Below are 26,788 nucleotides of genomic sequence, written 5' to 3'. Positions count from 1 at the left end.
GATGCATGACACGCAGGCATCGCATCAACGGCGGACCTCCCCTTGACCGAAGACCACCGACCTACCGACAGGACGATCATGCATCCTGGTGCCGGGCATGACGTTCCGAAGGCACCAGGCGGTACTGAGGTGTCGTCCCATGGCCTCGCATCGGGAGGGCTGGCATTCCTGTCGGCGACCGAGCTGGCGCAACGGATCCAGCGCAAGCAGATCAGCGCGGTCGAACTGACGCGGTATTTCATCCAGCGCATCGAACAGTTCGACACCGCGTTGAACGCCGTCGTGGTGCGCGATTTCGAGCGTGCCTTGGACGCCGCGAAGGCATCCGACCAGTCGCTTGCCAAGGGACACCGGCTGGGACCGCTGCACGGCGTGCCGATGACGGTCAAGGAAACCTTCGATGTATCCGGATTGCCGACGACGTGGGGCGTACCGGAGCAACGCGACCACCTGGCCGGCGAAGACGCCACCGTGGTCGAGCGCCTGAAGGCGGCCGGTGCGCACATCATCGGGAAAACCAATGTCCCGTTGCGGCTCGGGGACTGGCAGAGCTACAACGACATCTACGGCACCACCCGCAATCCCTGGGAGACCGGCAGGTCGCCGGGCGGATCTTCCGGTGGGTCGGCTGCCGCGCTGGCGGCCGGTTTGACCAGCCTGGAATTTGCATCCGATATCGGCGGGTCGATCCGGAATCCGGCCCATTTTTGTGGGGTCTACGGGCACAAGCCGACGTATGGCATCGTTCCGACGCTGGGCCATGCGCCGCTTGGCGTTGTCTCTGCGCCGGATCTGAATGTGGTCGGGCCGATGGCGCGAAGCGCGGAAGATCTGGCACTGGCGCTCGATGTCGTTGCAGGCCCGGACCGGTTCCGGTCGTCGGGCTGGAGGCTGGTGCTGCCACCACCGAAGGCGCGCACGTTGCGGGGCTTGCGTGTCGCGATCTGGCCGAAGGAGGATGTCGCTCCCACCTCCGTCGAGATCTCCGATCGTGTGCAGGACATCGGAGACGCGCTGGCTCGGGCTGGCGCGATCGTCTCCGATCGGGCGCGCCCTGGCATCTCTCCAGGGCAATCGCACGACACCTACCTGAGCCTGTTGGGAGCGGCAGGGCTGGCCGGTCTTCCCGATGACTACTACGCCGAGAGCCAGCGGGCGGCAGCCCAGCTTGACACGGACGACGCCTCGCCGCTGGCGGTGCTGACGCGCGCCCGCGTCATGGACCATCGGCGCTGGTGCGATCTCGACGAAGCACGCGTACGCGACCGACTACGCTGGCGCGCCTTCTTCGACGATTGGGACGTGGTGATCAGCCCGGTGTCCGCGACAACGGCCTACGCACATGATCACCGTCCCAAGCTCGAGCGGGTTCTCACCGTCGACACGGCACGCACGTCGCATTACGAACAGTATTTCTGGGTAGGCCTTGCGACCGTCGCCTGTTTGCCGAGCACGGCGTTCCCCAGCGGATTGTCGCGCGGTGGGCTGCCCATCGGCCTGCAGATCATCGGTCCCGAGTATGGCGATCGCACCACGATTGAAGTCGCCCGGCTCATCGCGCAGGCGCTGGGCGGCTTTCAGCCGCCGCCGGGCTTTGGTGCGTGATCTCCAGGGCCAAGCGTCTGCAGTGTGCAACTGATCGCGCCTGACCGTCGGGCCGAAGCGTTCACTCCCCGACAGCGCCACTGCATGAAGCGCGATCGAGCCCCATCAGGCGCATGGCGTCATGAACCCGCCGCGCGGTCCAGGTCGCGATCCAGCATGCAGTCGATGAATGCCCGCAACGCGGGCAGGACATGGCGACGGCTGGCGTAGTACAGATGCAGGCCGGGCACGGTCGGCGACCAGTCGGCTAGCACGCGCGTGAGCCTGCCGTCCCGCAACGCTTCGGCAATGCCGTCGTCGTTGTACGCGTACAGGATCCCCAGTCCCTGCAATGCAGCGGGCACGACGATGTCCTGGTGGTTGGCGATGACCGGACCGTCCACCATGACCTCGACCAGCGTGTCCTTCTTCCTGAACTCCCAGCCGGCGACCTTGCCGCTGCCGGGGAAGCGCCAGTTGATGCAGGCATGGTGTTGCAGGTCGTCGGGCGTCCTGGGCGTGCCGTGCCTTGCCAGATACGCCGGCGAAGCGACGGCCAGAAGCTCCACGTCCGGGGTCAAGCGCACGGCGATCATGTCCTTGTGCAGGCGCGCGCCCACGCGGATGCCCGCATCGAAGCCGTCGCCGGCGATATCGGTCAGGCCATCGTCGATCACGATGTCCAGGACCACGTCCGGATGTGCGGCGTGGAAGCGGCCCAGGCGCGGCGCGATCACCTTCCTGGCCGCCATGGACAAGGTATTGATGCGCAGCGTCCCGGCGATCCGCGCGGTCTCGCCGATGGCCTGGGCGACCGCATCGTCCATCTCGCGCAGCATCGGCGACACCCGCGCGTGCAGGCGCCTGCCGGGTTCCGTGGGCGACACGCTACGGGTCGTACGGTTGAGCAAGCGCACGCCCAGTCGGTGCTCGAGCTGACGGATCACCTGGCTCAGCGCCGAGGGCGACAGGCCCAGGTGGTCGGCGGCGCGCGCGAAGCTGGCGCGTTCGACCACGGCCACGAAGGCTTTCAGCTCGGCGAACTCGGAGCCACGCATTCTGTATTGGTTTCTTAATAGACTGATCGGATCATAGATGATTCTCTTGTGGTCGCAACGCGCCCATCCTGCTCTCCACCCAACAGGAGAGCGCCCTCATGAATGTCTTGAACCTGCCCGAACCCATCGCCGCCTATTTCCGGGCGGACCGCCAGGACGCGGGCGCAGTCGCCCGCTGCTTCACCCGGGATGCCTGCGTCAGGGACGAAGGCCAGACGCACCAGGGCATCGCCGCGATCGAAGCATGGAAGGCCGACACGTCTTCGCGCTTCTCCTACACGACCACGCCGATTCATCTGGAGAAGCTGGATCGCGAGTACAGGGTGACGGGCCATGTCGTCGGTGACTTCCCCGGCAGTCCGGTGGACCTGCGCTACCGCTTCACGCTCGAGCGCGGAAAGATCGCCTCGCTGGAGATCGCACCATGAGCTTCGATCTGCAACTGGCGGGCAAGCGGGCCCTGGTGACCGGCGGCACCCGCGGGGTCGGCGCCGAAGTGGTCAGGGCACTCGTGCAAGCCGGCGCTGTGGTGGTCGCCGCGGCGCAATCGAGTCCGGAGCATCCCGTGGACGCGGTGCACTATGTCGCCGCCGACCTCACGCGCGCGGAGGGTGTGCAGCAGGTGGTCGCGACGACGCTTGGCCACCTGGGCGGCATCGACGTGCTGGTCAACGTGGTCGGAGGCTCCTCTGCGCCGGCCGGTGGCTTCGCGGCGCTCACCGACGCCGACTGGTCCAGGGAGCTGGATCTGAACCTGATGCCGGCAGTGCGCCTGGATCGCGCCTTGCTCCCGTCGATGCTGGCGCAGGGAGCGGGCGTGATCCTGCACGTGAGTTCGATCCAGCGGGTGATGCCGTTACCGGACGCGACGACGGCCTACGCGGCCGCCAAGGCCGCGCTGTCCACCTACAGCAAGGCGCTGTCCAAGGAAGTCACGCCCAAAGGTGTGCGGGTGGTGCGCGTCGCGCCGGGGTGGATCGAAACCGAGGCGTCGGTGGCGCTTGCGCGACGCCTGGCCAGCCAGGCCGGAACCGACTACGAGGGCGGCAAACGCCTGATCATGGACCAGTTGGGCGGCATACCACTCGGACGTCCCGCCAAACCCTCGGAAGTGGCCGACCTCATCGTCTTCCTCGTCTCGCCTCGAGCGGGTTCCATCTCGGGCACCGAGTACACGATCGACGGCGGCACGGTGCCAACGGTCTAGCCGTGTGGGGCGCAGCGGACACTCAGCTCGACAACGCGTCCCGAAGCCTCTGTACCTGCCGGTTCAAGGCACCCAGTTCCTTGGCGGCCATGCCCGATTTTTGAGCGAGGGTGTCCGCCAGGCACCGCGTCCTGGCACGAATCGCAAGACCCGCCCGGGTCAGGTGGACGTGGACCTGGCGCTCGTCCTGGCTGCTGCGCCGGCGCTCGACAAATCCGGCTTGCTCCAAGCGCTTCACCAGCGGAGTGATCGTGCTGGACTCCAGCGACAGGCGCGCGCCGATGGCACTGATCGACAGGCCGTCCACCTCCCAAAGTGCGCTCAGGACCAGGTACTGGGGGTAGGTCATCCCCAGCGCGTCCAGCAGAGGTTTGTAGGTCCGGTTGATCTCCATGCTCGCCCGGTAGAGGGAGAAGCAAAGCTGCTCATCCAAGGGGAAGGTGGCGTCGTCGGGCATCGCTTGCGGCCTCTGGTTTTCAATGGGATCAATAGCTTGGAATGAAAAATATTACCACGATAAATAATTGCTTGACATCTATCTTCGGCTTGTTGTTAGATGAATATCGCGATAACAAATATCGTGATATTAAAACTCTTTCCGTTGATCCACTCTTTGGGAGCACGTCCATGCACACCTTCCGTACCCGCCTCGCCTCTGCCCTCCTGATCTCCCTGGCCATGCCCGCAGCCGTCATCGCTGGTGCGCCTGCCGCCGACCAGGCCGCTTCCGTCGAACCAGCCGAGGCCACGCCCTCGGTCGTGCTGGTGCATGGCGCCTTCGCCGACGGCTCGTCGTGGAACAAGGTCATCCCGCTGCTGCAGGCCCGGGGACTGAAGGTCGTGGCCGTACAGAATCCGCTGACCTCGCTGGAAGACGATGTCGAGGCCGCCAACCGCATCATCGACGCGCAGGACGGTCCGGTCGTGCTCGTCGGCCACTCGTGGGGCGGCTCGGTCATCACCCAGGCTGGCGGCAGCGACAAGGTCAAGGCGCTGGTCTACGTGGCCGCCTTCGCGCCGTCGCTGGGACAGGCACCGGTCGTCGACCTGCAGGCCTATCCGACGCCGTCGGGAGCGTCCCACTTCATCCAGGACAAGCATGGCTTCCTGACGTTGTCCCCGCAGTCGATCGCCAGCGAGTTCGCCCAGGACGTGAGTGCGGAGGAAGCCAGTCTCATTGCTGCCACGCAGGGTCCCGTGCGCGGCGCCAACTTCGAACAGCGCGTCACCGTCGCCGCCTGGACCACCAAACCGTCGTGGTACATCGTTGCCGACCAGGACCGGATGATCCATCCGGACGCCCAGCGTGGGCTTGCCAGAAAAATCGATGCCAAGGTCGTCACACTGCCCACCAGCCACGTGCCGATGGTGTCCGATCCGCAGGCCGTGGCCGACGTCATCGCCGAGGCGGCCGAAGCGATTCGCTAGATGGGGATTGCGCAATGTTGCGGCGACGTCGATCGCGGCGTCGCCGCAACCAGTATCGGGCAGAGACCAAGTGCCGATTCAACATCAGCCAGATGGAGGATCTTTTCCGGATACGCCAGCCGTCGCACACCGGACAACGCGGATATGGCACCGATGCGTTGACCCGCATACGAGGTGGCGGGGTTCAATGGCACGTCACGGCTCCCTGGGCGTCGGTGAGCCGGCCCACGACTTGCTCATGATCATTTACTCGCCGCCGGTCTTCAGCAGGACCACGTAGTCCACTCCCTTCCAGCTGGGGTAGTCCAGCATCACTCTGACCGCCGCGAGGTTCTCGGTGACGTCCACGATGTCGTAGCTGCGTTTGCGCGGCGCTTCATCGGCGGCGGGCTGGCCGTCGAATCCCTTCGCAGATCAAGATCCTGCCTGGAGCACATACGACGAATTCACTTCCCGAGTTGGTCCCGGGTCTGACTGATCATTCATTCAAGCCGACAACGCTTCGCAGCACGACTTGCTACGGCATTGACCAATGTCCATGCCTGGACGCAAGTCTCCCTGTCGGTTCGGGCGGCAACTTGCCACCTGAAAACGGACGTCGTGCGCAATTCGTTCGTGATGCCGGGCGAGGCGACCTGAACAGGATGCGCGCGAGAACGTACGACGTTCTCATCGATGGATGGAAGGCATCGAAGACATCGGTCGGCGCAAAGAAGCTTGCATGTGAAGGCCTGCGACCGACCTCGGCAGGATGGGTAACGCGCGTTGGGATCGGCAACAGGAAAGACATGGCGACCTCGATCATGCCCTGCGTGCGAAGACGCGGGGATGCAAGTCGATACGCGCACGAATTCCTGCGTTTCACGCTTCATCTACGTAGTGCAACGCTAGCTGAAGCTTGGTTGTAGCGCAGGCAAGAAAGACCGCTATATTCCGAGACCCCAGACGAAGGAAGATTGGAATGAATACGACCCAGCGATACCTGAACACGGCGCGTGTGCTCGGCGTAGCGATGGTTGCGGCCGTTGGTCTTTCCGGTTGCGCCACCTACAAAGAAGAATTTGCAGGCATCAACTCACGCCTCGATCAACTCGACACCCGGGTGCAGGGCGCGGCCCAAAGTGCCGAATCCGCCAATCAATCCGCGCAGCGCGCCAACCAGCGTCTGGATCAGATTGAAGGTCGCGTCCAGCAGCTCGAAACGGCCCCGCGCCGTGTGCCGCGCGGTTGATCGCGCTTGCACGATGTGTGACGCACTAGCGTGAACCCGGGGCCCGGTGGCGTTCGCTCGCCACCGGGCTCCATGCTTGTCCCCAACTCATTTCGAGGAATCGCGCCATCCGTACGTGCATACACCCTGCAATCCGTGCCGCCTGTGGCGCGATGCTGTTGGTCGTGGCGTCCGCGAGCTTCGGGGCGAGCGGCGCCGAGCGCGCCGCCAAGCCAGCGGCCACCAGCGCCGACCATCTTCCACAAGACCAGGACGTTGCCGACACGGTCATCGAGCTCGCGGGCTGGATTGTCGCGACCCAGGACAGCCAAGGCTATCCCTTCGCAATCATCGACAAGGCTTCTGCACAGATCCTGGTGTTCGGCGGCGACGGCAAGCCTCGTGGCGCGGCTCCCGGGCTCTTCGGCTCGGCGATCGGCGATCACACGGCGCCCGGCATCGCCGGTCTTGCGCTTCGCGAGATTCCGGGCCGGGATCGTACAACGCCTGCGGGTCGTTTCGTCGGCGGTTTCGGCCCGTCCATCGACGCGGGCCGCGTGCTATGGGTGGATTACGATTCCGCGGTCTCTATCCACCCGACTGCGACGGGTGTCCCGGGCGAGAGACGTGCAGAGCGGCTTGCCTCGCCTTCGCCCGATGACAATCGCATCACGCATGGCTGCATCAACGTCGCGCCCGAGTTCTACGAAGGGATCATGCAACCTACGTTCGAGCGGGGCGGGGTGTTCTATATCCTCCCGGACAAGGCGACGCTGGAGGAGACCTTCCCCGAGTTCGCGCAAAGTCGCGCGGGGACGGGCCGCAATGACGGAAAACGGGCCCGCGCTGCCCGCGATTGAAGTGCGCGCCGGTCAGGCGTTCCATCTATTGCGTCTGATGCTGGCCGTCTCCGGCTCATATCAGGGTCCACGCGCATCAGACTCAAGGGGCATACATCCTTGGCCCGACACCCGACACCCGACACCCGACACCCGACACCCGACACCCGACACCCGACACCCGACACCCGACACCCGACACCCGACACCCGACACCCGACACCCGACACCCGACACCCGGCTCCCGGCTCCCGGCTCCCGGCTCCCGGCTCCCTGGCAATGGCTCGGCCTCGTTTCGGCCAGTGAACAGGCCTGAAGTGGCCTCGGGGCTCGGCTGGATATCCGGTGTTGGCCAACGTCCGCTTCCGGCCCGAAGCGCACATCGGTCGCGGACATCCACTGCCGCCCAGGCGTGACCATCAGCTCGCCACTTCCCGCACATGCGACGAACGGTTCCGGAACCGGCGTGACATCCATTCGCCCAGATCGTCGATCAGGGTGAATGCCGCCGGGATCACGATCAGGCTCAGCAGCGTGGACGTTACCAGGCCGCCGATCACGGCGATTGCCATCGGTGCGCGGAAGCTCGAATCACCGGCGAACCCGAGCGCGATCGGCATCATGCCCGCGCCCATGGCCAGGGTCGTCATGATGATCGGCTGGGCGCGCTTGCGGCAGGCGTCGATCAGGGCGTCGTGCTGGCTCAGGCCATGTTCGTCCTCGGCGATGACGGCGTAGTCGACCAGCAGGATCGAGTTCTTGGTGGCGATGCCGATCAGCATCAGCAGTCCGATCAATGCCGGGAGCGACAGCATGTTCTGGGTCAGCAGCAGCGCGCCGAACGCACCGCCTGCGCACAACGGCACCGCGATCAGGATCGTCAGCGGCATCAGGGCATGGTTGAACAACAGCAGCAGCACCATGTAGATGCAGACGATGCCGGCGGCCATGGCCAGCAGGAAGCCGAGGAACAACTCCACGAAGACCTCGGCATCGCCGGTGTTGAGGAAGCTCACGCCGGGCGGCAGGCGCTGCACGCTGGGCAGCTTCTGCACCGTCTCCATGACTTCGCCCAGCGGGCGGCCGTTGAGCTCGGCGGTCAGCGTCACGTTGCGCTGGCGCTGGTAGCGCGAGATCTGTGAGGGGCCGCTGCCCATCTGGATGTCGGCGACTGCCGCCAGCGGCACGGGACCGTAGCGCCCCGGCACGCGCAACTGGCCGATCAGCGCCGGGTTGGACAGCGTGTCCTCGGAGAAGCCCACGCGGATCGGCACCTGGCGGTCGGGCAGGTTGAGCTTGGCCAGCCGCTGCTCGTAGTCGCCGGCCGTGGCGATGCGTGCGGCCTCGGCAATGTCGGCCGTGGAGACGCCCATGTCGGCGGCGCGCGCGGAGTCCGGCACGATCTGGATCTCGGGCCGCAGCAACGACGCCGTCGAGGTCACGCTGCCCAGTCCCGGCAGGCCCCGCAGGTCGCGCTCCAGCGCCAGCGATGCGTCCTGCAGGCGCTGCGGATCGTCTCCGGACAGCACGAGCTGCAGCAGGTTGCCCGGCTCGGAACTCACGTAGCTGATGCGCACGCCGGGAATGTCGGACAGTCGCGTGCGTGCCTCGCGTTCGAGCGCGCGCTGGTCGCGGTTGCGGTCATCGGACAGGCCCCAGTCCAGCACCAGCGTGGCCTTGCGCGGATCGGGCACGCCCGTGGTGGAGGGGTCGCCCAGATCGAGCACGCTGCCGACGGCGGTGTAGACCTGTTTCAGCTCGGGCATGTCCTGGATCAGAGCGCGCGCGCGTTCGGACACCGCCACCGTCTGCTCCAGACGCGTGCCCGGCGGAAGTTCGAGGCTCAGGTTGCTGCGGCCGAGGTCGGACTGCGGAATGAACGTCGCCGGGATCAGCGGGATCAGCGCCAGCGATGCGAAGAACAGTCCGGTGGCGATCCACAACGTGCGGCCACGGTGACGGAGCGCGGCATCCACCCAGCCCAGGTACCACGTCATCAGCCGGGATTCCGGCTTCTCCTCGCCATGCGGCTTGAGCAGATAAGCCGCCATCATCGGCGTCAGCAAGCGCGCGACCAACAGCGAGAACAGCACCGCCGTCGCGGCCGTCCAGCCGAATTCACGGAAGAACTTGCCGGCGATGCCGGGCATGAACGCGACCGGCACGAACACCGCCGCCAGGGTCAACGACGTCGCGATGACGGCATTGCCGATCTCGCCGGCCGCTTCTCGCGCGGCTTCCAGCGGCGGCTTGCCCATGCGCAGGTGGCGGACGATGTTCTCGATCTCGACGATGGCATCGTCGACCAGGATGCCGACCACCACCGACAGCGCGAGCAAGGTGATCATGTTGAGCGTGAAGCCGAACAGGTGCATCACCGCGAACGTCGGAATGATCGACAACGGCAAGGCCATCGCGGATACCCATGTCGCGCGCCAGTCGCGCAGGAACGCCCAGACCACCAGCAGCGCCAGCAGCGCGCCTTCGTACAGCATCGTCATCGACGAGTCGTAGGAGCGATGGGTCTCGTCGATGGCGGTCGTGACCAGCCGGAAATCCACGCCCGGATGGGAGGCCTTGAGCGCATCCAGCGCCTCGTGGACGCCGGCTTCGACCTTGACCTCGCTGGAGCCGCGCGTGCGCGACATCGAGAACGCAACGACGTCCTCGCCGTCCAGCAGTGCGGCCTGCGTCGGGTCAGCGGCCGCGTCGGCAACGGTGGCCAACGCCGACAGCCGGACCGAGCGTCCATCGGGCAGGCTGATCGAATAGTCGCGCAGCGCCTGCGCGTCGCCAACAGTCCCGAGTGTTCTTATGGTCTGCAGCGCGCCATCGAGTTCGGCCTTGCCGCCCGCGCGTTCCACCTGGATCCGCGCCAACTGCTGCGAGACATCGCCCGCGGTCACGCCGAACGCCAGCAATGCATTGGGATCGAGGTCCACCCGCACCTGCCGCTGCACGCCGCCGATGCGGGTCACGCGCGCCACGCCGGCCACGCCATACATCGCGCGCGAGATCTCACGGTCGACCAGCCAGCTGGCTTCATCCTTGGTCAACTGCGGCGCGACCAGGGCATAGGTCATCAGCGAGCCGCCGATATCGACCTTTGAGATCACCGGTTCCTGGATGTCCTGGGGCAGGTCGGTGCGTACGCGCGTCACCGCATCGCGCGTGTCGTCCAGTGCCGTGGCCAGGTCCGCCTCCAGCTCGAACTCGATGCTGGTCGTGCTGACGCCTTCGCTGACGGTCGACATCACGCGCTTGACGTTGTTGACCGTGGCAACCGAGTCTTCGATCTTGCGCGTGACTTCCGTTTCCAGCTGGCTGGGCGATGCGCCCGGCTGGGTCACGGTCACGGTGGTCATCGGGAACGCGATATCGGGGAAGCGCGCGACCGGCAGCTGGTAGAAGCCCCACAGTCCCGCGACGCACAGGACGAAGAACACCATCAGTGCCGGAAGCGGGCGGCGAATGGCCCATTCGGAGAAGTTCATTTGGCTGCAGCCTCCTGGCCGGCGCCGACCACGCGCACGCGATCGCCATCACCGAGGAACCCGGCCCCTTCGGACACGACCTGCTCGCCCGCCTTCAGGCCTTCGATGATCTCCACGCGTCCCTGCGTGGTCTGTCCCGTGCGGACGCGGCGCCGTTCCACGGTCTGCGCGTCCTTCATCGTAAAGACATAGCTGTGGCCATCGCGCTGCACCACGGCAGTCGCGGGCACCATCAGCGACTGGCCGTCCCCGGTCAGGATGCGGCCTTCCACGAACGTGCCCGGCTTCAGCGGACCCGGGTCGGGGAGGTCGGCATAGACGGTGCCGGTGCGCGTCTGCGCATCGACGCCGGGGGTGACGGCACGCACGCGACCGGCGATCTGCTGGCCGGCATACGACAACGCGATGTCGTTGCCGACGGCGACATCGGCCAGCTGGTGCTCGGGCAATTCGGCGCGCCACTCAAGCCGGCCGTCGCGGATCAGGCGCAACAGTTCGGTGCCCGCCGAGACCACCTGGCCAGGCTGGACCAGACGCTTGGAGATCACGCCGTCGGCCGGTGCGCGCAGTTCCGCGAAATCGCGCTGCAGCCTGGCCGCGTCCTGCGACGCGCGTGCGGTGGCGAGTTGGGCCTGTGCCTGCAGGGTGGTCGCACGCAGCTGGTCGAGGTCGCTCGCACTGATCAGCTGGCCGCCTGCCAGCTTCGATCCGCGCACCTGTTGCGCCTGCGCGAGTTCCAGCGTCGCCCGCGCCTGCTGTGTGGAGGCTTCGGCCTGCGCCAGCGCGCTGTCCAGCGTACGGTGATCGAGTTCGAGCAGGACCTGCCCCTTCCTGACAGGCTGCCCGACATCGATGTTCAGCCGGGTCACGCGCTGGCCGCTGAGCTCGACGCCGAGCTGCATCTCCTCATAGGGCGACACAGGTCCTGACACCACGACGCTGCGCGCCAGGGGGAAAGATTGAACGGGCGTCAGTGCGACCGCCATGTTGGAGGAGGTCTCGGCGGGCGCTTCCTCCTTGCCACCACAGGCGGAGACCACGGAGACGGCAGCGAGCAGGAAGGACCAACGCAGGAGTTGCGTGCGCATAAGGGAAGCCGGGATAGGGGTAAGGGGGTTCGCTACTGCAGCGCGCCGGTGGGCGCATGCATGGCTGTCGGGAACAGCATCGAGCGGGGATGTGGCCTGGCTCGCATTACGGTGACGCCGGTGTCGCTCCGATCCGCCGCTCGACACCATCGAGCAGCAGGTCGATGCCATTGTTGAAACGTCCGTCGAAATCGAGGTCCGCGATGGACTCGCGCGCTTGCCAGCAATGCGGGAAGCGCGCTTTGGCCAGCGCGAAGAAATCCTCACGGATGCCCGCGACGGAATCCGCCTGGGTCGGCAGCGACTGCTCTTCGATGACGAAGCCCATGACATAGCAGATCGAATCCAGCGCCGTCGTCGCCGCAAGCTCGAGCGACGCGCCCGCCTCGACGAGGGCCGCGATGCTGGCGTCGGCGACCCGCAACACGTTCTCGGTGGCCAGGAACGTACCGGCATACACGCGTGCACCGTCCCGACGTGCCTTGAAGGCCGCACGGAACTCGTCTGCGATCTGGTGCATCGTGACCCGCCAGTGCTGGCCTGCAGGAATCTCGCGCGCCACGTCCGAGATCAACGCATCCGCCAGCGCATCGATCAGCGCCTGCTTGCTCTTGAAGTGCCAATACAGCGACGGCGCCCGGATCCCCAGGTTGCAGGCCAGCTTGCGCAGGCTCACGCCTTCGATGCCCGTCTCGTCCAGGAGTCGGAACGCGGCCTCGATGATGTGTTCCTGGTTGAGAGGGCGGCGCATACAGCAACCTAACGGTGTCAGGTTGCGAAATCTAACAGCGTTAGTCTGGGTTGGCAACGGGATTTGAGCGGTGGTGTTTGGACGGTGTTTGAGACGCCGCGGGTCGAGACCCGCCTTACGCAGGCCAGGTCCCGAGCCGACGCCTGCCTCGCTACCCCTCAAGGTGCCACTCCACCCCCTGATGCCAGCATTCCCGCACAGATGCGTACATTATCGATGCAGGGGATCACCGGCTGAGAAGGACAACCTATGATGCGGACACCGTATTTTGCGCTTGGGCTTGTTGCGGTGACGGCGCTTGCCGGAGGGTGGGCCCGGGCTGCGCCGGTTGGAACAGACGCAGGCGAAGCGGTGCAACAGGCGGCGACGTCAGCCATGAATGGAGAAGCCCGCGTGGTGCAGGCGACGGATTCCACCGCGGGAGGGACGATGAGCGATGCCAGCCATCCATTGGGCGCAACGCCCGAGGCCTTGGCGCAGCGCCAGCTCGCGGCCTACAACGCCCGCGACATCGAGGCCTTCCTGGCGCCTTACAGCGAGGATGTGGAGATCTACGACTATCCCGGGAAGCTGCTGTACACGGGCAAGGCCCGCATGCGCGAGCGCTATGCGGGGTTGTTTGCGGCGTCGCCGGCCCTGCATTGCGATCTTGTCGCCAGAATGGTCCTGGGGAACGTGGTCATCGACCACGAGCACCTGTCCGGGCATCGCGATGGTGTGACGAAGGCCATCGCGATCTACACGGTGCGCGATGGCCGGATCGCGCGGGTCGAGTTCGTGAAGTAGTCGGCAGCGGCACATGGAAGATTGTTCTTCCCACAGCAGCGAGACCATCAGGATGAAGACGTCATGCCTCCGGGCGGCGGTCGTGGCATTGGCGGTCAGCCATGAGGACGCTCTGTGCTATGACGCGTCAGGCTGGCATGTGATCTCGTCGACCCTGACGACGATTTCCTGAAGCCGCCTCTCAGTACGTCTGGCATCCGTCCGCCAAAGACGCGGACCGTTACGGCGGCGACTGCGACTCCATCGGATGCGTCGCGTGCAACTGCACTGGCCTCGTCACGAAGCACGGACGGGATCGGAATGACAACCCGGTGCGTCGGCAATCGAGCCGGGGCTGCGTCGTATCAGAACTCACAAGGCGCGACAGCCCCTCGTGATGGGCGAGCCTGCGCACGCACATCAATCGAACGCGGAGTAGTGCACCAGTTTCCCTGGCTGTGCGGGCAGGTTCTCCGCAGCCCAGCGACCCGCACCGGCGAAGGTGTTGCGGTAGGTTTCGCGCGCCGCGTCCAGCGCGGATTCCTGGAACGAACGACGCGTCGGGCTGGTGGCTTCCCGCAGGTAGGCGGCCACGAACTTGCCCGTTGGATTGGCGTAGTCGCGGGTGTGCCGCAGCCAGCGTGAATACACCCAGCCGCGCTGGCCATCCTGCGGCGACAGGATGAAGCTGTCCGGATCTGCGCAGAATTCGATCACTGCACCGGACACGTCGGCCTGCGGCGCCATCGCCTGCTGGACGCCCCACATCAGGATGCCGGCGCGCGAGGGGCGCTTGTTGGTGGTGCCCTCGCTCCACTGCTTGTTGACCGTTTCGCGGTCGATGGCCCCGCGGCCCCACCAGGTGCCGGCACGATCGAACAGATGATCATTGGTCTGGTTGAAGCAAAGGAACACCAGCTTGCCGTCGCCGATATTGATCAGGGTGTGCCAGTCGACGTAGGCAATATGGCGCGCCCCCGCGCATTGCCTGCGCATGATGTCGAACAGCGTCCGCGAAGACCACTCCGAACGTGTGCCGCCATATTCGTAACCGTCCGGCTCCTGATACTGGCCGCGGCCCAGGGCATCGCTGACCTCCCAGCGACCGTACTTCTGTTCGGCCGCGGCGTAGGCGGCGTCGAACTCCGCCACCAGCTCTTCATCGTGGCCCATGCGGGTGGGGAAGGTGTCGAAGATCTCCCGGAACAGCGGATTGACCGGCGGTGGGCTGGTGAAGTCGATCGAGTTGCGGTTGATGTTGACCTTGTTCTCGTTGGTGCGGAGCATGTGGGCAAAGCCCCAGGGGTTGACCGCATGCACCAGCAACGCGGCGACACCCTTGGGCAGGGCCTGACGCGGCGCTTCGTGGGTCAGCCAGTCGATCTGCGCGGCGGAGCCGCAGAAGCCCTCGGCACCGTGGGTGCCGCAGACCGACACCACCACCGCGTCCGCGTCCTGCGGGCCAATACGTGCGCTGTCCATGTACAGGGGCCTGCCGTCCGGCCCGTCGAAGCCGGGCAGCCGGTGGTGTTCGATATGCGCACCGGCGGCCTCTGCCGCGGCCAGGAACTTGCCGCGCGCGGTCTGGTAATCCTGAGAGAAGGGTGTGGTATCGGGCCTGGCGCTGCCGCCGGTCTTGCCCGCAGAGGCTGGGCTGGACTGGGCGCCGGCGCTGGTCGCCGCAGCAGCAGAACCGAAGCCGAGCGCGCCGGCTCCGAGGATGGACGACGACGCCCCCACCAGCAGCTGTCTTCTGTTGAAGGTCATGACGGACTCCGGCGGGTGACGTGGCGGCAATGAGACTGCAGCATAGGAAGCGACGCTTGGGATGGCATCCGGGAAAACACTGGAGCTGGCAGCCGGGCAGGGAGGCCGACTTCACCGGACGTTGGCTGGACAAGGGGGCCTTGCTGCGGCTGTTCGACGCGATCGCCGTATGCGGATCCATCAGTGCCGCACTTCAACAGGCAGCGTCACGGCCTGTCATCTCGTCTTGCGTTCCGTCGGAAGTCGATTCGACGGCATCACTCGACAACACGACGTTGGTGGCAAGTCAGCAGTAGCCCCCATGCGGCGCTCAGGGCGAGTGTGCCAAGTCACTCGTGCAAGGCGTTTCGGCGAGGCACAATGTGCGTCTGCCCGAAGGATTCCGTTCGGGGCACCCCACCTCGCGGATCGTCGGTATCCGCGACGGGACCCAAGCGCACATGGCATTTTTTCGGGTCATGTCAAACGCATCGCTATCCATCCATCAAGAAGTCATCCTGTGGCCAAGCTGTATTTCTATTATTCGGCGATGAACGCCGGCAAGACCACGACGCTGCTGCAGTCGGCGCATAACTATCGCGAGCGCGGCATGCGCGTGCTGATCCTGACGCCGCGACTGGATGCCCGCGCCGGCAGCGGCAAGGTCGCGTCGCGGATCGGCTTGCAGGCCGACGGGGTGGCGTTCGATCCCGATGACGATCTGCAGGCGCTGGTCGATCGCGACATCGCTGCGCACGGTGCGCTGCATTGCGTGCTCGTCGACGAGGCGCAGTTCCTGGGCAAGGCGCAGGTCTGGCAGTTGAGCGAGGTGGTCGATGTGCTGCGTATCCCGGTGTTGTGCTACGGGCTGCGCACGGACTTCCAGGGCGAGCTCTTCGAGGGCAGTCAGCATCTGCTGGCCTGGGCCGATGAGCTGACCGAGATCAAGACGATCTGCCATAGCGGCAAGAAGGCGACGATGACGGTGCGCGTCGACGACAACGGCGATGTGGTCCAGGACGGGCCGCAGGTACAGATCGGCGGAAACGAGCGTTACGTGTCGGTCAGCCGCGCCGAGTTCAAGCGCATCAGTCGCGGCGAGGGCCGGATCGAGATGGATCTGAAGCAGCCGCTCTAGGGTTACCACATCGCGTGGTCGGTGCCACCGCAGGTCACTGCGACGGCGGCGATGTGGCGCCGGCCTGTGCGCAATGCCGGGCGATGCGCTCGATGTCGCGCACGACGACACCTCCTTCGGGCTGGGCCGCGCGGACATCCGCGTCGAGCTGCTTCAGCGACGACAGCATCGCGTTGCGTTCCCCGCGCAGGCAGCGCGCTTCGGCGGCGTAGGCCTGGGCCAGCCAGGCGACCTTGCGCAGTTCGATGTCCGTCAGCGGCAGGCCGGCCAGCACGTCGAGCCGCGTCAATGCGCCGGGCTGTCCGTGCACGGACTGGTAACGCGCGAGTGAGAGCTCGGCGCGGCGGGTGTGCGAGTGCTTGGTGCCGTAGTCGCCGCGGGTGATGTCGGCGGCGCGTTGCAGTGCGTCCAGTGCGCGCGTGTCGTGCCCGAGCATGGCGTCGACCTCACCGATCAGGCGCAGGGTATCGCCGACCAGGCCATGCTCGGGTCCGAACGCCTTGCTGCGTAGCGCCAGCGATTCGTCCAACAGCGGGAGCGCCGCCTCGGGGCGGTTCACGCTGTGCAGCACCAGCGCCTGGTTGAACAGCCCGTCCGCCAACTGCGAGGGGCGACCGCTCTCTCGCCAGATCTCGACGGCCTCGGTGAGGTTGGCCAGCGCGGCATCGGTGTCGCCGAGTTCCCAGGCCACGATGCCGAGGCTGTTGTAGGCGCGTGCGACGTCGCTGTTGCGGTCGCCCAGGCGTTCGCGCATCCATGCCAGCGCATCCTCGAACTCGCCCTGCGCCTGCTTGAACAGGCCCTGGTCGACATGCAGTGCAGCCAGCTGGCGGCGCGCGTCGATGGTGTCGCGATGATGCGGGCCCTGCAGGTCCTGCGACAGCGACAACGCGAGTTCGCAGTCGCGCTCGGCACTGACCATGTCGTCCTGCTGGCGCTGCAGCGAGCACAGGCTGCGCAACAGGCTGACTTCCAGTGGATGCTCTTCGCCGACGCTGCTGCGCAGCAGCGACAGCGCGGCCTGAGTTTCGCCGAGGGCACGGGCGGCATGGCCGCTGTCGGCCTGCAGCCCGGCCAGGTCGACCAGGTTCTCGACGATGCCGGCATCGTCGCGCGTGGAGCCCCGGCGCAGAGCCAGCGAGCGCAGGAACATCAGCCGCGCGGCATCGCCTTCGCCGACCGCGCGATGGCAGCGGCCAAGCTGGGTGTAGTAGCTCGCGGCGAGGGCGGCACCGCGTCGCTGTTCCTGGCCGGCAGTGGATTTCTGCGGTTGCATCGCGGTGATGCAGGTGCCGGGCTGGCCGATCAACTGCTGCACGCGACCGATGTCGATGGCGGCCTGCAATTGCAGGTTCGCCGGTACGTTGTCGAGTGGCGCGACCAGTTGCGCCTGGCGCTGCAGCAGCGCCAGCGCCTGGTCGTAATCGCCCAGCCCCAGCCGCAGCCGCGCGATCAGGCCGAGCAGCTCGGCATGCGCGAGCGGTTGCCGCGCCAGTTCGCGCTCGCCGCGCTGCACGCCCGAGTCGAGCAGGGTGCGCACGTCCAGTGGCGTACCGGTGGGCGCACTGCCGGCGTTCTCGAACAGGCCGACGATGAAGTCCTGCATCGCCTGCGCGCGCGCGGACTCGTTGACGGCTTCCCTGGCCTGCCAGCTGATGATGCCCAGCGCCGAGACCAGCACCGCCGACACCAGCACGGCGGTCGACAAGGCCCAGCGCTGGCGCGCCAGGAACTTGCGCGCGCGATAGGCCAGGCTCTGCGGACGCGCGAGCACCGGCTTGCCGTCGAGATGGCGGTGCAGGTCGAGCGCGAGCGCTTCGACCGAGGGATAGCGTTGCTCGGGGCGCTTGGCCAGCGTCCGCAACGTGATGTTGTCGAGGTCGCCGGCAAGCGCGCGCAGGCGACGCTTGAGCATCGCGCCTTCCAGCGCGGGCGTATCGGCACCGTTACGCTGGATCGCGATCGACGGGCGCACCGGATCGCTGTTGAGGATCGCGTCTTCCCATTGCGCATCGCTGGGACGCTTGAGTTGGTAAGGCTTGCGGTCGGTCAGCAGTTCGTACAGCACGACGCCGAGCGAGTACACGTCGGTCATCGTCGTGACCGGCTCGCCGAGGATCTGCTCGGGCGCGGCGTAGTGCAGCGTGAACGTGCGCAGTCCGGTACGGGTGTTGTCGGGCGCCTGCTCGCCGCTGTCGAGCAGTTTGGCGATGCCGAAATCGAGCAGCCGGACTTCGTCGAGCGGCGTGACCAGGATGTTCGACGGTTTCAGGTCGCGGTGCACGATCAGGTTGGTGTGCGCGTGGCTGACCGCGTCGCAGATCTGCAGGAACAGCCGCAGCCGGTCCTCGATGCTCGGCGTATGCGCGCGACACCAGTCGGTGATCGGCTCGCCTTCGACGTACTCCAGCGCCAGGTAGGGCTGCTGGTCGCTGCTGATGCCGGCATCGAGCAGGCGCGCGATATGCGGATGTTCGAGTCGTGCCAGGATCTGCCGCTCGCGCGTGAAGCGCAGCCGCAGGTTGGGATCGGCCAGGCCCGGGCGCAGCAGTTTCAGCGCGACGCGCTTCTGGTACAGGCCGTCGGCGCGGCGCGCCAGCCAGACCTGTCCCATGCCGCCTTCGCCGAGCAGGCGTTCGAGTTCGTAAGGGCCGACCGACATGCCCGACTGCACGCCGTTGTGCACGGCCATCAGCGGTTCGGACAGGAAGTCGTCGCCTTCGGCTTCCATCGCCAGCAGCGATTCGAGATCGTCGGCCAGCGCGGGGTCGTCGAGGCGGATCGTCGCCAGCCGCATCGCGCGCGCATCGGGCTCCAGCTCGAGCAGCGCATCGAGCAGCGGGGACAGGGTCTGCCAGCGCAGCGGATCCATCGCGTTATGCCGGGGTGCGCGACACGAGGGTCGCGGATGTCGTCGCGCGTGTGCTCAGGCTCACGCGCGTGCCGGTACTCGTGCCGGCGGCATCCGGCGTGTGCATCGCGATGCGCATCGCCACGTGGAGGGGCGCGCGGCGTCCGGCGTCCATCGCTGCCGGCTCAGTCGGTTTTCAGCGAAGCCAGCAGGTACATCCGCGCCTTCTGCCAGTCGCGGCGGATGCTGCGTTCGGAGCGGTCCATCAGCGTCGCGATTTCCGCTTCCGACAGGCCACCGAAGTAACGTAGCTCCACGACCTGTGCCAGTCGGGCGTCGACGCTGGCCAGCCGCGTCAGCGCGGTGTCCAGGCCCAGCATTTCCTCGTCCAGCGGCAGGCCACCTTCGACATCGTGCGGCAGGTCGGTGACACGGTGCAGGTCGCCGCCGCGCTTCTGCGCGAGACGCTGGCGGGCGTAGTCGACGACGACGCTGCGCATCGCCGATGCGGCATACGCGAAGAAGTGCGCGCGGTCGTCGAACTTGGTTTCGCGGCGGCCGATCAGCTTCAGGTAGGCCTCGTGCACCAGCGCCGTCGCATCGAGCGTGTGGCCGTGCTGGCCAGCGAGCTGGCGGCGGGCCATCGAATGCAGTTCCTGGTACAGCGTGCCCAGCACCTGGTCGAGCGCGCCACGGTCGCCGCCACGGGCGGCGTCCAGCCATTGCGTGATGTCGGCGGTATCGGACATGTCGGTTCCCCGTGCGAGCCCCGGACTATACCGCGAAGTGCGCGCGCGATCCTGTATCGCGGCCCCGTGGCGGGGGGCCACAGGTCATTACGGATCGGCCGGAATGACCGGCAGGGCCAGCCTCAGCGCTGGCAGTGGCCGCACCAGACTGTCGCCCGCTGCGCGATCGTGGCCTGCTTCATCGGCCGCCGGCAACGCGGGCAGGGTTCGCCGCCGCGTCCATAGGCCGAGAGTTCCTGTTCGAAATAGCCGGGCTGGCTGTCGGGACTGAGGAAGTCGCGCAACGTGGTGCCGCCGCGGCTGATCGCGTATTGCAGGATGCGTTTGATTTCATCGGCAAGCACTTGATAGCGTTCACGCGAAATCTTGCCGGCCGGACGCAGTGGTGAAATGCCGGCGGCGAACAGGGCCTCGGCGACGTAGATGTTGCCGACGCCGACCACCACCGCCTGATCCATGACGAAGGCCTTGACCGCTGCTTTGCGTCCACGACTCAGTGCGAACAGCCAGTCGCCGTCGAAGGCGTCCGACAGGGGTTCCGGGCCGAGCGACTGCAGCAGCGGATGCGTCTCGCCGGTCGGCTGCCACAGCAGGCTGCCGAAGCGCCGGGGATCGGTGAAGCGCAGCACCTGGGTGCGCCCGAAGACCAGGTCGACGTGATCATGCGTGCCCACCGGCGTCGTGGGCGGCAGCACGCGCAGGCAGCCGGACATGCCCAGGTGCAGCAGCGCGCTGCCGGCGTCGGTATCGAGCAGCAGATATTTGGCACGGCGGCGGATGCCGTTGACGCGTTGACCGGGCAGCAAGGCCGAGACTTCGGGCGGGATCGGCCAGCGCAGGTCGGGGCGGCGCAGTGTGACCGCGGTGATCCGCCGGCCCTCGAGATGCGGTGCCAGTCCGGCGCGGGTGGTTTCGACCTCGGGCAGTTCAGGCATCGACGGCGTTCCTGATGGCTGCGCCCGGGCCGGCCATTGGCGTGGTGGTGTCGGCGGGGGTGGCGACGTCGATGGGGATGGGGCGCGGGCTGACATCGACGAACACCTGGCCGGCATTGCCGTCGGGTGCGTGCAGGCGCAGCGGGGCGCCGAACGTACGCGACAGCCAGTCCGCGGTCAGCAATTCGGTGCGTGGCCCATCGGCGACGACCTGTCCGTCGCGCAGCAGGACCAGATGCTCGATCTCGGGAATCATTTCCTCGAGGTGGTGGGTCACCAGCAGCAGCGCAACCCCTTCGCGCGCGAGTTCGCGCAGCGTGTTCAGCAGGTGCTGGCGCGCAACCGGATCGAGACCGGTGGTCGGCTCGTCCAGCAGCAGGGCTGGCGGACGGTGGACCAGGGCGCGGGCGATCATCACCCGGCGCGCCTCGCCGGTCGACAGCGTGCGGTACAGGCGGCCGCGCAGGTGGCTGGCCTGCGCGCGTGCCAGTGCCAGCGCGGCCTGGGCACGCATGGCCTCGGTGATGGTCTCCGGATCGGGCGCGGCCAGCCGCGACTGGAACGCGCCGAGCACCGCATCCTCGACCTCCAGCGCGGGCACGCTGGCAAGCTCGTCGTGCAGGCTGCCGGTGACGATGCCGAGCCGGGCGCGGATCTCGCGCACGTCCCACAGGTGTTCGCCGAACAGGCGCACCGCCGGTCGGCCATCGTCGTGCGCCATCGGGTAGAGCTGGCGCGTGATCAGTTGGATGAAGGTCGACTTGCCGCAGCCATTGGGGCCGAGGATCGCGGTATGCCGACCGACCGGCACCTGCAGGCTGACGTTTCGCAGCGCCTGGCGATCGCCGCGGCGGACGCTGGCGTCGTCGAGTTCGATCAGCGGCGCAGGGACGGGCGTGGCGACGGAGGCGGGCATCGGAACAGGGGCGTCGGGCATGGGGCGAACGTGAACAGGAGGAGGCGTGTGGGCCCGCTGCGGGGCCGGACGGGCACCCCTAGGCGGCTTGTGGGTGGATTGCCGTGGCGCGGTGGCCGGCAACTGAATGCCGTACGCCCTCGCAGGGTGGCAATCGGCCGGGGATGACTCCATGATGTAGGAATTCACCCCGCTTTGACACGTGCCATGCCTTCCACGTTCCTCGACTTTCTCGCCGGTGGCCTGCTGCAGTTCGGATTCTGGGGGCTGGCGCTGTACCTGCTGGTCGCCACCCAGTTGACGATCTTCGCCGTCACCCTGTACCTGCATCGCAGCCAGGCGCATCGCGGCGTGGACTTCCACCCGGCGATCGCGCATTTCTTCCGGTTCTGGACGTGGCTGACCACGTCGATGATCACCAAGGAGTGGGTGGCGATCCATCGCAAGCACCACGCCAAGTGCGAGACTGAGGAAGATCCGCACAGCCCGATGCACAAGGGCATCAAGACCGTGTTCTGGCGCGGCGTGGAGCTGTACCGCGAAGCCCGCGGCATGCGCGCCGACATCGAGCAGTACGGCAAGGGCGCACCCAGCGACTGGATCGAACGCAAGCTCTATACCCCGTACGCGACGCTGGGCCCGACGATGCTGCTGTTCATCAGCTTCGGCCTGTTCGGTTTCGCCGGCATCGCGATCTGGGCGATCCAGATGGCGTGGATCCCGTTCTGGGCGGCTGGCGTCGTCAATGGCCTCGGCCACTGGTGGGGCTACCGCAATTTCGAGACCACCGACACCGCGACCAACCTGACGCCGTGGGGCGTCTGGATCGGCGGCGAGGAGCTGCACAACAACCACCATGCCTTCCCGAGTTCGGCCAAGTTCGCCCTGCGCCGCTGGGAGTTCGATATCGGCTGGGCCGTCATCAAGGGCCTGGAGAAGGTGCGTCTGGCCAAGGTGCTGCGGGTCGCGCCGTCGCTGGACGTGCGTCCCAACATCCAGGCGCCCGACACCGACACGATGAAGGCGCTGCTGACGCATCGCTTCCAGGCGATGACCGATTACCAGCGCAACGTGCTGACGCCGGCGCTGCGCGAGGAGGCCCGCATCGCCGGTGCCAAGCTGCGCTCGCTGCTGCCACGCAAGCTGCGCAAGGGGCTGGTCGATGATGGCCGCTGGTTGCAGCCCGAGGCACGCGAACAGCTGCAGCAATGGATCTCGCAGCGCCCGCGGATCCACACGCTGGTCGAGTACCGCGCGCGTCTGGCGGCCCTGCTTGAAGCCCGCAGCCAGAATGCCTCCGAGACCCTGCACAACCTGCAGGTCTGGTGCCGCGAGGCCGAAGCCACCGGTATCCGCGCGTTGCAGGATTACTCGGCGCGACTCAAGGGTTACACGCTGCAATCGGCGCGCGCCTGACCTGACCTGCGATGCATCCGCAGCTCCGGCCATGCTGATGTCGGCATCGCGTCCCGCCAAGCCCATCCAGCACTGGATGGGCTTTTTCATCTGTGTCGTCAGCGTGCTATCGGCGGCGCCACCACTCGCGGCGCAGGTCGCGCAGACCGGCGACTACCTGGCGCGGATGGACAGCGACCGCGATGGCCGCGTCTCGCTCGACGAATACCTGGTCTGGATGGGGTATGCCTTCACGCAGATGGATCGCAATGGCGACGACGTGCTGCAGATGGAGGAACTGCCGGCCGGGCGCGGGCGTTCGGTGACGCGTACCGAGCATCGCCAGCGCCTGGCCGAGCGCTTCGCCCTGCAGGACGCAAACCGCGACGGTTACCTGGATGCGAAGGAGCTGTCGGCGCCACCGCGCTGACGAAACCGGTGTTCGGGTTGCAGGCGTTATGAGATCTGTTCCAGATGCGCCAGCGGTACCCAGCCGGACTCCGAGGTCGATTGCTTCTCGGCCCAGAGCCAGCCGTTCAGGCAGCGGCTGCCGGTGACGATATCGCCGGCGTCGACGCTGAGCTCGCGCGCGGTGTAGTCCTCAAGCGCAAGCCCCGGGGCCAGGCTCGCCTTTTCCCCGCGGCGGACATCGGCCGGGACGTCTGGTGCCGGAACACTCGATGCTGACCCTGGTTCTCGTGCCACCGGACCGATGATCTGGCCGGGCACCCAGCCGCCGGATTGTCCCGGCGTCTGGCAGAAAAACCAGTCGTCCCAGCCTTCGGGACCGTCGTAGCGTTCACCGACCGCGAGCAAGGCGCCGGCAGAGAATGTGATCGGTTCGGGGTACTGGCTGACGTAGGACACGGTGACGCGGTAGTGGTGGATGGTCATGGCGTGTTCCGGTCGCGGGTGTCGATCGCAGGCGCGATACGGCCGCACTGTACGCGCCGTGAGGGTGCAGGCGAAAGCCCATGCCGCGGTCGCGGCATCGTCCACCGGCGCCCCTCACGACGAAGGCGCAGCCATGGGATGCGCCTTCGAAGGTGACGACGTGCGCGGATCGGATCCGTTGCGTCATGCTGGTCGCTCTCGCCATCGCGTCATCGGGCCAGCATGTGCTGCTGGCCCGATGTGCGGACGAAGGTCAGGCGGTCTCAGAAATCCATCTGCACATTCAGTGCCAGCGTCCTCGGCGCGCCGATGGCGAAGTTGAAGTAGCCACCCTGCCAGTAGTTGCGATCGAACAGGTTCAGGACCTGTGCGCGGAAGGTCACCGGCCGCTCCGCGATGGTCGTCCGGTAGCTGCCGCCGGCGTTGAACACGGTGTAGCCGGCGGCTTTGACTGTGCGCAGGGTATCGACGCCCGCCACCTTGATCGTGAAGTTGCTGACCGTGGTCTCGCCGTAGTACTTGGCGTCGGCATGCACGGACAGGCCCTCGGCCCACGGTACTTCGTAACTGATGTTGGCCGAGGCCATGTGCTTGGCCACACCTTCGACTTCCGCCCCTATGCGTGGTTCGTTCGGCGCCATGTCCAGATAGGTGCCGTCGATGTACTGCAACGAGCCACCGACCCGCAGACTGTCGCCGAGCATGGCGGTGCCGGCCACTTCAAGACCATCGTAACGATGGATGCCGTCCTGTACGTAGAGGGTCTTGATCTCGCCGATGTTGCGGCCATAGCCTGCGCCGCGATCGATGCGGAACGCGGCGGCCGACGCATTCCACGATGCGCTCTCGTACTTGAACCCCAGCTCGTACTGCTTGCTCAGCAGCGGATCGAGCCGCTCGCCTTCGTTGAAGTAGGTATTGCTCACCGTGCTGCCCTGCTGCAGGGACTCGACGTAGCTGGCATAGATCGTTGTGCCCTCGTTCGGCTTGAACATCAGCGCCGCGGTCGGCGTGGTGGCGGTCTTCTTGTACCAGTCGTACGAATGAATGACATAGATACCTTCCGGGTCGAGGCGACGACGCGTACCGCCCACTGAGTACATCTGCGAGTAGTCGGTGTAGCGCAGGCCGGCCAGGAACGACCACTTCTCGCCGAAGTTCAGGGTGTCGCTGATGAAGGCCGCGCGCTGGGTCGTCACGCTGGCCAGGCCATCGGTGGGTTCGCCCGGGAACGGGCTCCAGACCAGCCGCTCGGGCGCGTAGATGTTGCTCTGGTTAAGGCGCACGCTGCCTGGGAAGTAGTTGGTGCGGCCGATATTGCCTGTGCGCCGCTGCCAGGACACGCCGACCACCGGCTGGTGTTCGATGAAGCCGGTACGGAATTTGCCCTGCAGCAGTGCCTGACCGAAGTCGGCCGAGAAGATATTCAAGCCGTCGAAGGTTTCGTTCTGGTAGTCGCCTTCGCGATTCAGGAAGTACATGTACTCCTGCGACAGGCGGAACGTACTGCGCGAGGTGCTGGCATTGAGGTGCAGGTTCCAGTCCGGCTTGATCTCCCAATACATGCCAGCGGTCAGGTAGTGGAACTTGTTGGAGATGTGCGACTGGTCGGAGGCCGGATTGGTCTTGCCGCTCAATGCGGGTGGCAGCTTGTCGCCCACGTAGGGGCTGTACGTGAGGCCACCCAGCGTGACGCCATCGACGGTCATGACGGTGTAGTACGGACTGGGTCGCGAGGTGTCGTTCAGCTGGCCCAACACGTCCACTGTCCATGCCAGGTTGTCGGTGATGCGGCCGTTGAGGGTCAGCGCAAGCGCCTTGCGATCGACGTCGCTGTCGGAATAGGTGGTGCCGTGCTCGCGCGAGACGTTCAGGCGGTAGCCCAGGCGTCCATCGCTGGCGAGCGGGCCGCTGAGGTCGACATGCTGGCTGAACAGGCTGTCGGAACGGAAGCCGACGTCGACGTTGAACAGTTCATACGGGGTCGGCTGCTTGGTGCGGTAGTTGACGATGCCGCCGGGTGCGCTGAATCCGTACATGAAGCCCGAGGAACCCTTGAGCAGTTGCACGCTGTCCATGTCTTCGATGGGCAGGTTGACGCCGAACAGGAAGCCTCCGGGCACGCCGTTGATCTTGATGCTTTCGTCGAAGTCGATTGGTAGGCCACGCACGATCAGGCGCGAGGCCCAGCCGTTGTAGTCGCTGCCGGCCGCGCGCGAGACACCGGCGTCATGGGCAAAGACCGAGACCAGCGAGTAGGCCTGACGTTCCTGGATATCCTCGGCGTTCACCGTGGACAGGGAGAACGGTGTGTCGAGATCCTTGCGTCCACCCAGTGCGCCGCCGGTGGTGCGGCGTGGTGGGCCCTTGGCTTCGACGACGACGCCGGTCAGGTCGGTGACGTCTTTCTTGTCGGTGGCGGCGGCAGCGTCCTGCTCGGCCTCTTGTGCCTGTCCGGCGTGCGCCATCGAGGCCATGGCGAGGAGGACGGCAGCGGTACAGGTGTTGAGCGCCAAATGGCGCGCAGGCTTAAGACGCATGACAGGAATCCCTCATGTGGTGATGTGAGCTGGCGATGCATGGTGGCCCCACCCACCATGGAGAGCATTTGGCGTTTAGCCAGTGCAGGTCGATAGTTGCACAGCCAAAAACGGCAAGGTATAGGCGTAAATACCTGATCGTCTCCCGGTGGACATTGGCCCGGGCACGATCGATGCCGAGGGATGGATGTGAATACGCT

At 66.3% G+C, this 26,788-nt stretch carries 21 protein-coding genes and 2 pseudogenes; 10 read left to right on the top strand and 13 right to left on the bottom strand.

Going from position 1 to position 26,788, the window contains the following annotated elements:
- The first annotated feature begins 42 nt into the window (after nt 1–42).
- Complete coding sequence (locus tag ACYX7E_RS00990) at nt 43–1,605, top strand: amidase (protein WP_462078667.1); 1,563 nt, start codon at nt 43–45, stop codon at nt 1,603–1,605.
- 119 nt (nt 1,606–1,724) lie between these two features.
- On the opposite strand, the gene ACYX7E_RS00985 is transcribed toward ACYX7E_RS00990, so the two are convergent.
- Nucleotides 1,725–2,642, bottom strand: a complete 918-nt coding sequence (locus ACYX7E_RS00985) for a LysR family transcriptional regulator (RefSeq protein WP_462078666.1) — start codon at nt 2,640–2,642, stop codon at nt 1,725–1,727.
- A 98-nt stretch (nt 2,643–2,740) separates the two neighbouring features.
- Here ACYX7E_RS00985 and ACYX7E_RS00980 point away from each other — a divergent pair, with 98 nt between their 5' ends.
- Nucleotides 2,741–3,070: a nuclear transport factor 2-like protein gene (locus ACYX7E_RS00980; protein ID WP_462078665.1), complete on the top strand. Its 330-nt coding sequence runs from the start codon at nt 2,741–2,743 to the stop codon at nt 3,068–3,070.
- A complete protein-coding gene (locus tag ACYX7E_RS00975; protein WP_462078664.1) occupies nt 3,067–3,849 on the top strand; it encodes an SDR family oxidoreductase in 783 nt (260 codons plus the stop codon). Before ACYX7E_RS00980 ends, ACYX7E_RS00975 begins: the two co-directional genes overlap by 4 nt.
- A 22-nt stretch (nt 3,850–3,871) precedes the next feature.
- Here ACYX7E_RS00975 and ACYX7E_RS00970 read toward each other — a convergent pair whose 3' ends face one another.
- On the bottom strand, nt 3,872–4,306 hold the full coding sequence (locus ACYX7E_RS00970; protein ID WP_462078663.1) for a MarR family winged helix-turn-helix transcriptional regulator: 435 nt from the start codon (nt 4,304–4,306) through the stop codon (nt 3,872–3,874).
- Nucleotides 4,307–4,347: 41 nt separating this feature from the next.
- Here ACYX7E_RS00970 and ACYX7E_RS00965 point away from each other — a divergent pair, with 41 nt between their 5' ends.
- Entirely contained in the window at nt 4,348–5,277 is a 930-nt protein-coding gene (locus ACYX7E_RS00965) for an alpha/beta fold hydrolase (RefSeq protein WP_462078662.1), read from the top strand.
- A 246-nt stretch (nt 5,278–5,523) separates the two neighbouring features.
- Here the strand turns inward: ACYX7E_RS00965 and ACYX7E_RS00960 are convergent.
- A pseudogene (locus tag ACYX7E_RS00960) lies at nt 5,524–5,658 on the bottom strand (nuclear transport factor 2 family protein); the annotation flags it as partial.
- A gap of 580 nt (nt 5,659–6,238) precedes the next feature.
- Here ACYX7E_RS00960 and ACYX7E_RS00955 point away from each other — a divergent pair.
- Together ACYX7E_RS00955 and ACYX7E_RS00950 are read left to right on the top strand one after the other, a co-directional pair.
- Nucleotides 6,239–6,508 carry a hypothetical protein gene (locus tag ACYX7E_RS00955; protein WP_462078661.1) on the top strand — a complete coding sequence of 90 codons (270 nt, stop codon included), beginning with the start codon at nt 6,239–6,241 and terminating at the stop codon, nt 6,506–6,508.
- Between the two features lie 152 nt (nt 6,509–6,660).
- Complete coding sequence (locus tag ACYX7E_RS00950) at nt 6,661–7,347, top strand: hypothetical protein (RefSeq protein ID WP_462078660.1); 687 nt, start codon at nt 6,661–6,663, stop codon at nt 7,345–7,347.
- Between the two features lie 398 nt (nt 7,348–7,745).
- On the opposite strand, the gene ACYX7E_RS00945 is transcribed toward ACYX7E_RS00950, so the two are convergent.
- The 3 genes from ACYX7E_RS00945 to ACYX7E_RS00935 all read right to left on the bottom strand — a co-directional run bounded on the left by ACYX7E_RS00945 (nt 7,746) and on the right by ACYX7E_RS00935 (nt 12,659).
- On the bottom strand, nt 7,746–10,820 hold the full coding sequence (locus tag ACYX7E_RS00945; protein WP_462078659.1) for an efflux RND transporter permease subunit: 3,075 nt from the start codon (nt 10,818–10,820) through the stop codon (nt 7,746–7,748).
- A complete protein-coding gene (locus ACYX7E_RS00940) occupies nt 10,817–11,908 on the bottom strand; it encodes an efflux RND transporter periplasmic adaptor subunit (RefSeq protein ID WP_462078658.1) in 1,092 nt (363 codons plus the stop codon). Before ACYX7E_RS00940 ends, ACYX7E_RS00945 begins: the two co-directional genes overlap by 4 nt.
- 106 nt (nt 11,909–12,014) lie before the next feature.
- Complete coding sequence (locus ACYX7E_RS00935; RefSeq protein WP_462078657.1) at nt 12,015–12,659, bottom strand: TetR/AcrR family transcriptional regulator C-terminal domain-containing protein; 645 nt, start codon at nt 12,657–12,659, stop codon at nt 12,015–12,017.
- A gap of 429 nt (nt 12,660–13,088) precedes the next feature.
- Between ACYX7E_RS00935 and ACYX7E_RS00930 the strand changes: the two genes are divergently transcribed.
- A complete protein-coding gene (locus ACYX7E_RS00930; protein ID WP_462078656.1) occupies nt 13,089–13,445 on the top strand; it encodes a nuclear transport factor 2 family protein in 357 nt (118 codons plus the stop codon).
- Nucleotides 13,446–13,844: 399 nt separating this feature from the next.
- Here ACYX7E_RS00930 and ACYX7E_RS00925 read toward each other — a convergent pair whose 3' ends face one another.
- Nucleotides 13,845–15,191 carry a DUF2817 domain-containing protein gene (locus tag ACYX7E_RS00925; RefSeq protein ID WP_462078655.1) on the bottom strand — a complete coding sequence of 449 codons (1,347 nt, stop codon included), beginning with the start codon at nt 15,189–15,191 and terminating at the stop codon, nt 13,845–13,847.
- Between the two features lie 499 nt (nt 15,192–15,690).
- Between ACYX7E_RS00925 and ACYX7E_RS00920 the strand changes: the two genes are divergently transcribed.
- Entirely contained in the window at nt 15,691–16,308 is a 618-nt protein-coding gene (locus ACYX7E_RS00920; protein WP_462078654.1) for a thymidine kinase, read from the top strand.
- A 34-nt stretch (nt 16,309–16,342) separates the two neighbouring features.
- On the opposite strand, the gene ACYX7E_RS00915 is transcribed toward ACYX7E_RS00920, so the two are convergent.
- The 4 genes and pseudogenes from ACYX7E_RS00915 to ACYX7E_RS00900 all read right to left on the bottom strand — a co-directional run.
- A complete protein-coding gene (locus ACYX7E_RS00915; RefSeq protein WP_462078653.1) occupies nt 16,343–19,180 on the bottom strand; it encodes a serine/threonine-protein kinase in 2,838 nt (945 codons plus the stop codon).
- Between the two features lie 164 nt (nt 19,181–19,344).
- Nucleotides 19,345–19,908, bottom strand: coding sequence for an ECF-type sigma factor (locus tag ACYX7E_RS00910; RefSeq protein ID WP_462078652.1), 564 nt, complete (start codon nt 19,906–19,908; stop codon nt 19,345–19,347).
- A gap of 122 nt (nt 19,909–20,030) precedes the next feature.
- Nucleotides 20,031–20,843: a bifunctional DNA-formamidopyrimidine glycosylase/DNA-(apurinic or apyrimidinic site) lyase gene (gene mutM, locus ACYX7E_RS00905; protein ID WP_462078651.1), complete on the bottom strand. Its 813-nt coding sequence runs from the start codon at nt 20,841–20,843 to the stop codon at nt 20,031–20,033.
- 133 nt (nt 20,844–20,976) lie between these two features.
- Nucleotides 20,977–21,759: pseudogene (locus ACYX7E_RS00900) on the bottom strand (ABC transporter ATP-binding protein); the annotation flags it as partial.
- Nucleotides 21,760–21,966: 207 nt separating this feature from the next.
- On the opposite strand from ACYX7E_RS00900, the gene ACYX7E_RS00895 reads away from it, so the two are divergent.
- Complete coding sequence (locus ACYX7E_RS00895) at nt 21,967–23,175, top strand: DesA family fatty acid desaturase (RefSeq protein ID WP_462078650.1); 1,209 nt, start codon at nt 21,967–21,969, stop codon at nt 23,173–23,175.
- 76 nt (nt 23,176–23,251) lie between these two features.
- Nucleotides 23,252–23,584, top strand: a complete 333-nt coding sequence (locus ACYX7E_RS00890) for an EF-hand domain-containing protein (RefSeq protein ID WP_462079042.1) — start codon at nt 23,252–23,254, stop codon at nt 23,582–23,584.
- Nucleotides 23,585–23,610: 26 nt separating this feature from the next.
- On the opposite strand, the gene ACYX7E_RS00885 is transcribed toward ACYX7E_RS00890, so the two are convergent.
- On the bottom strand, nt 23,611–24,048 hold the full coding sequence (locus ACYX7E_RS00885; RefSeq protein WP_462078649.1) for an SH3 domain-containing protein: 438 nt from the start codon (nt 24,046–24,048) through the stop codon (nt 23,611–23,613).
- A 263-nt stretch (nt 24,049–24,311) separates the two neighbouring features.
- Nucleotides 24,312–26,588 (bottom strand): TonB-dependent siderophore receptor, encoded by a 2,277-nt coding sequence (locus tag ACYX7E_RS00880; protein ID WP_462078648.1) that lies wholly within the window; start codon nt 26,586–26,588, stop codon nt 24,312–24,314.
- Nucleotides 26,589–26,788: the final 200 nt, after the last annotated feature.

The organism is Luteimonas sp. RIT-PG2_3, assembly GCF_054902115.1.
Note: the sequence above shows the minus strand (reverse complement) of the source record. Positions and strands in the feature narration are given on the sequence as shown.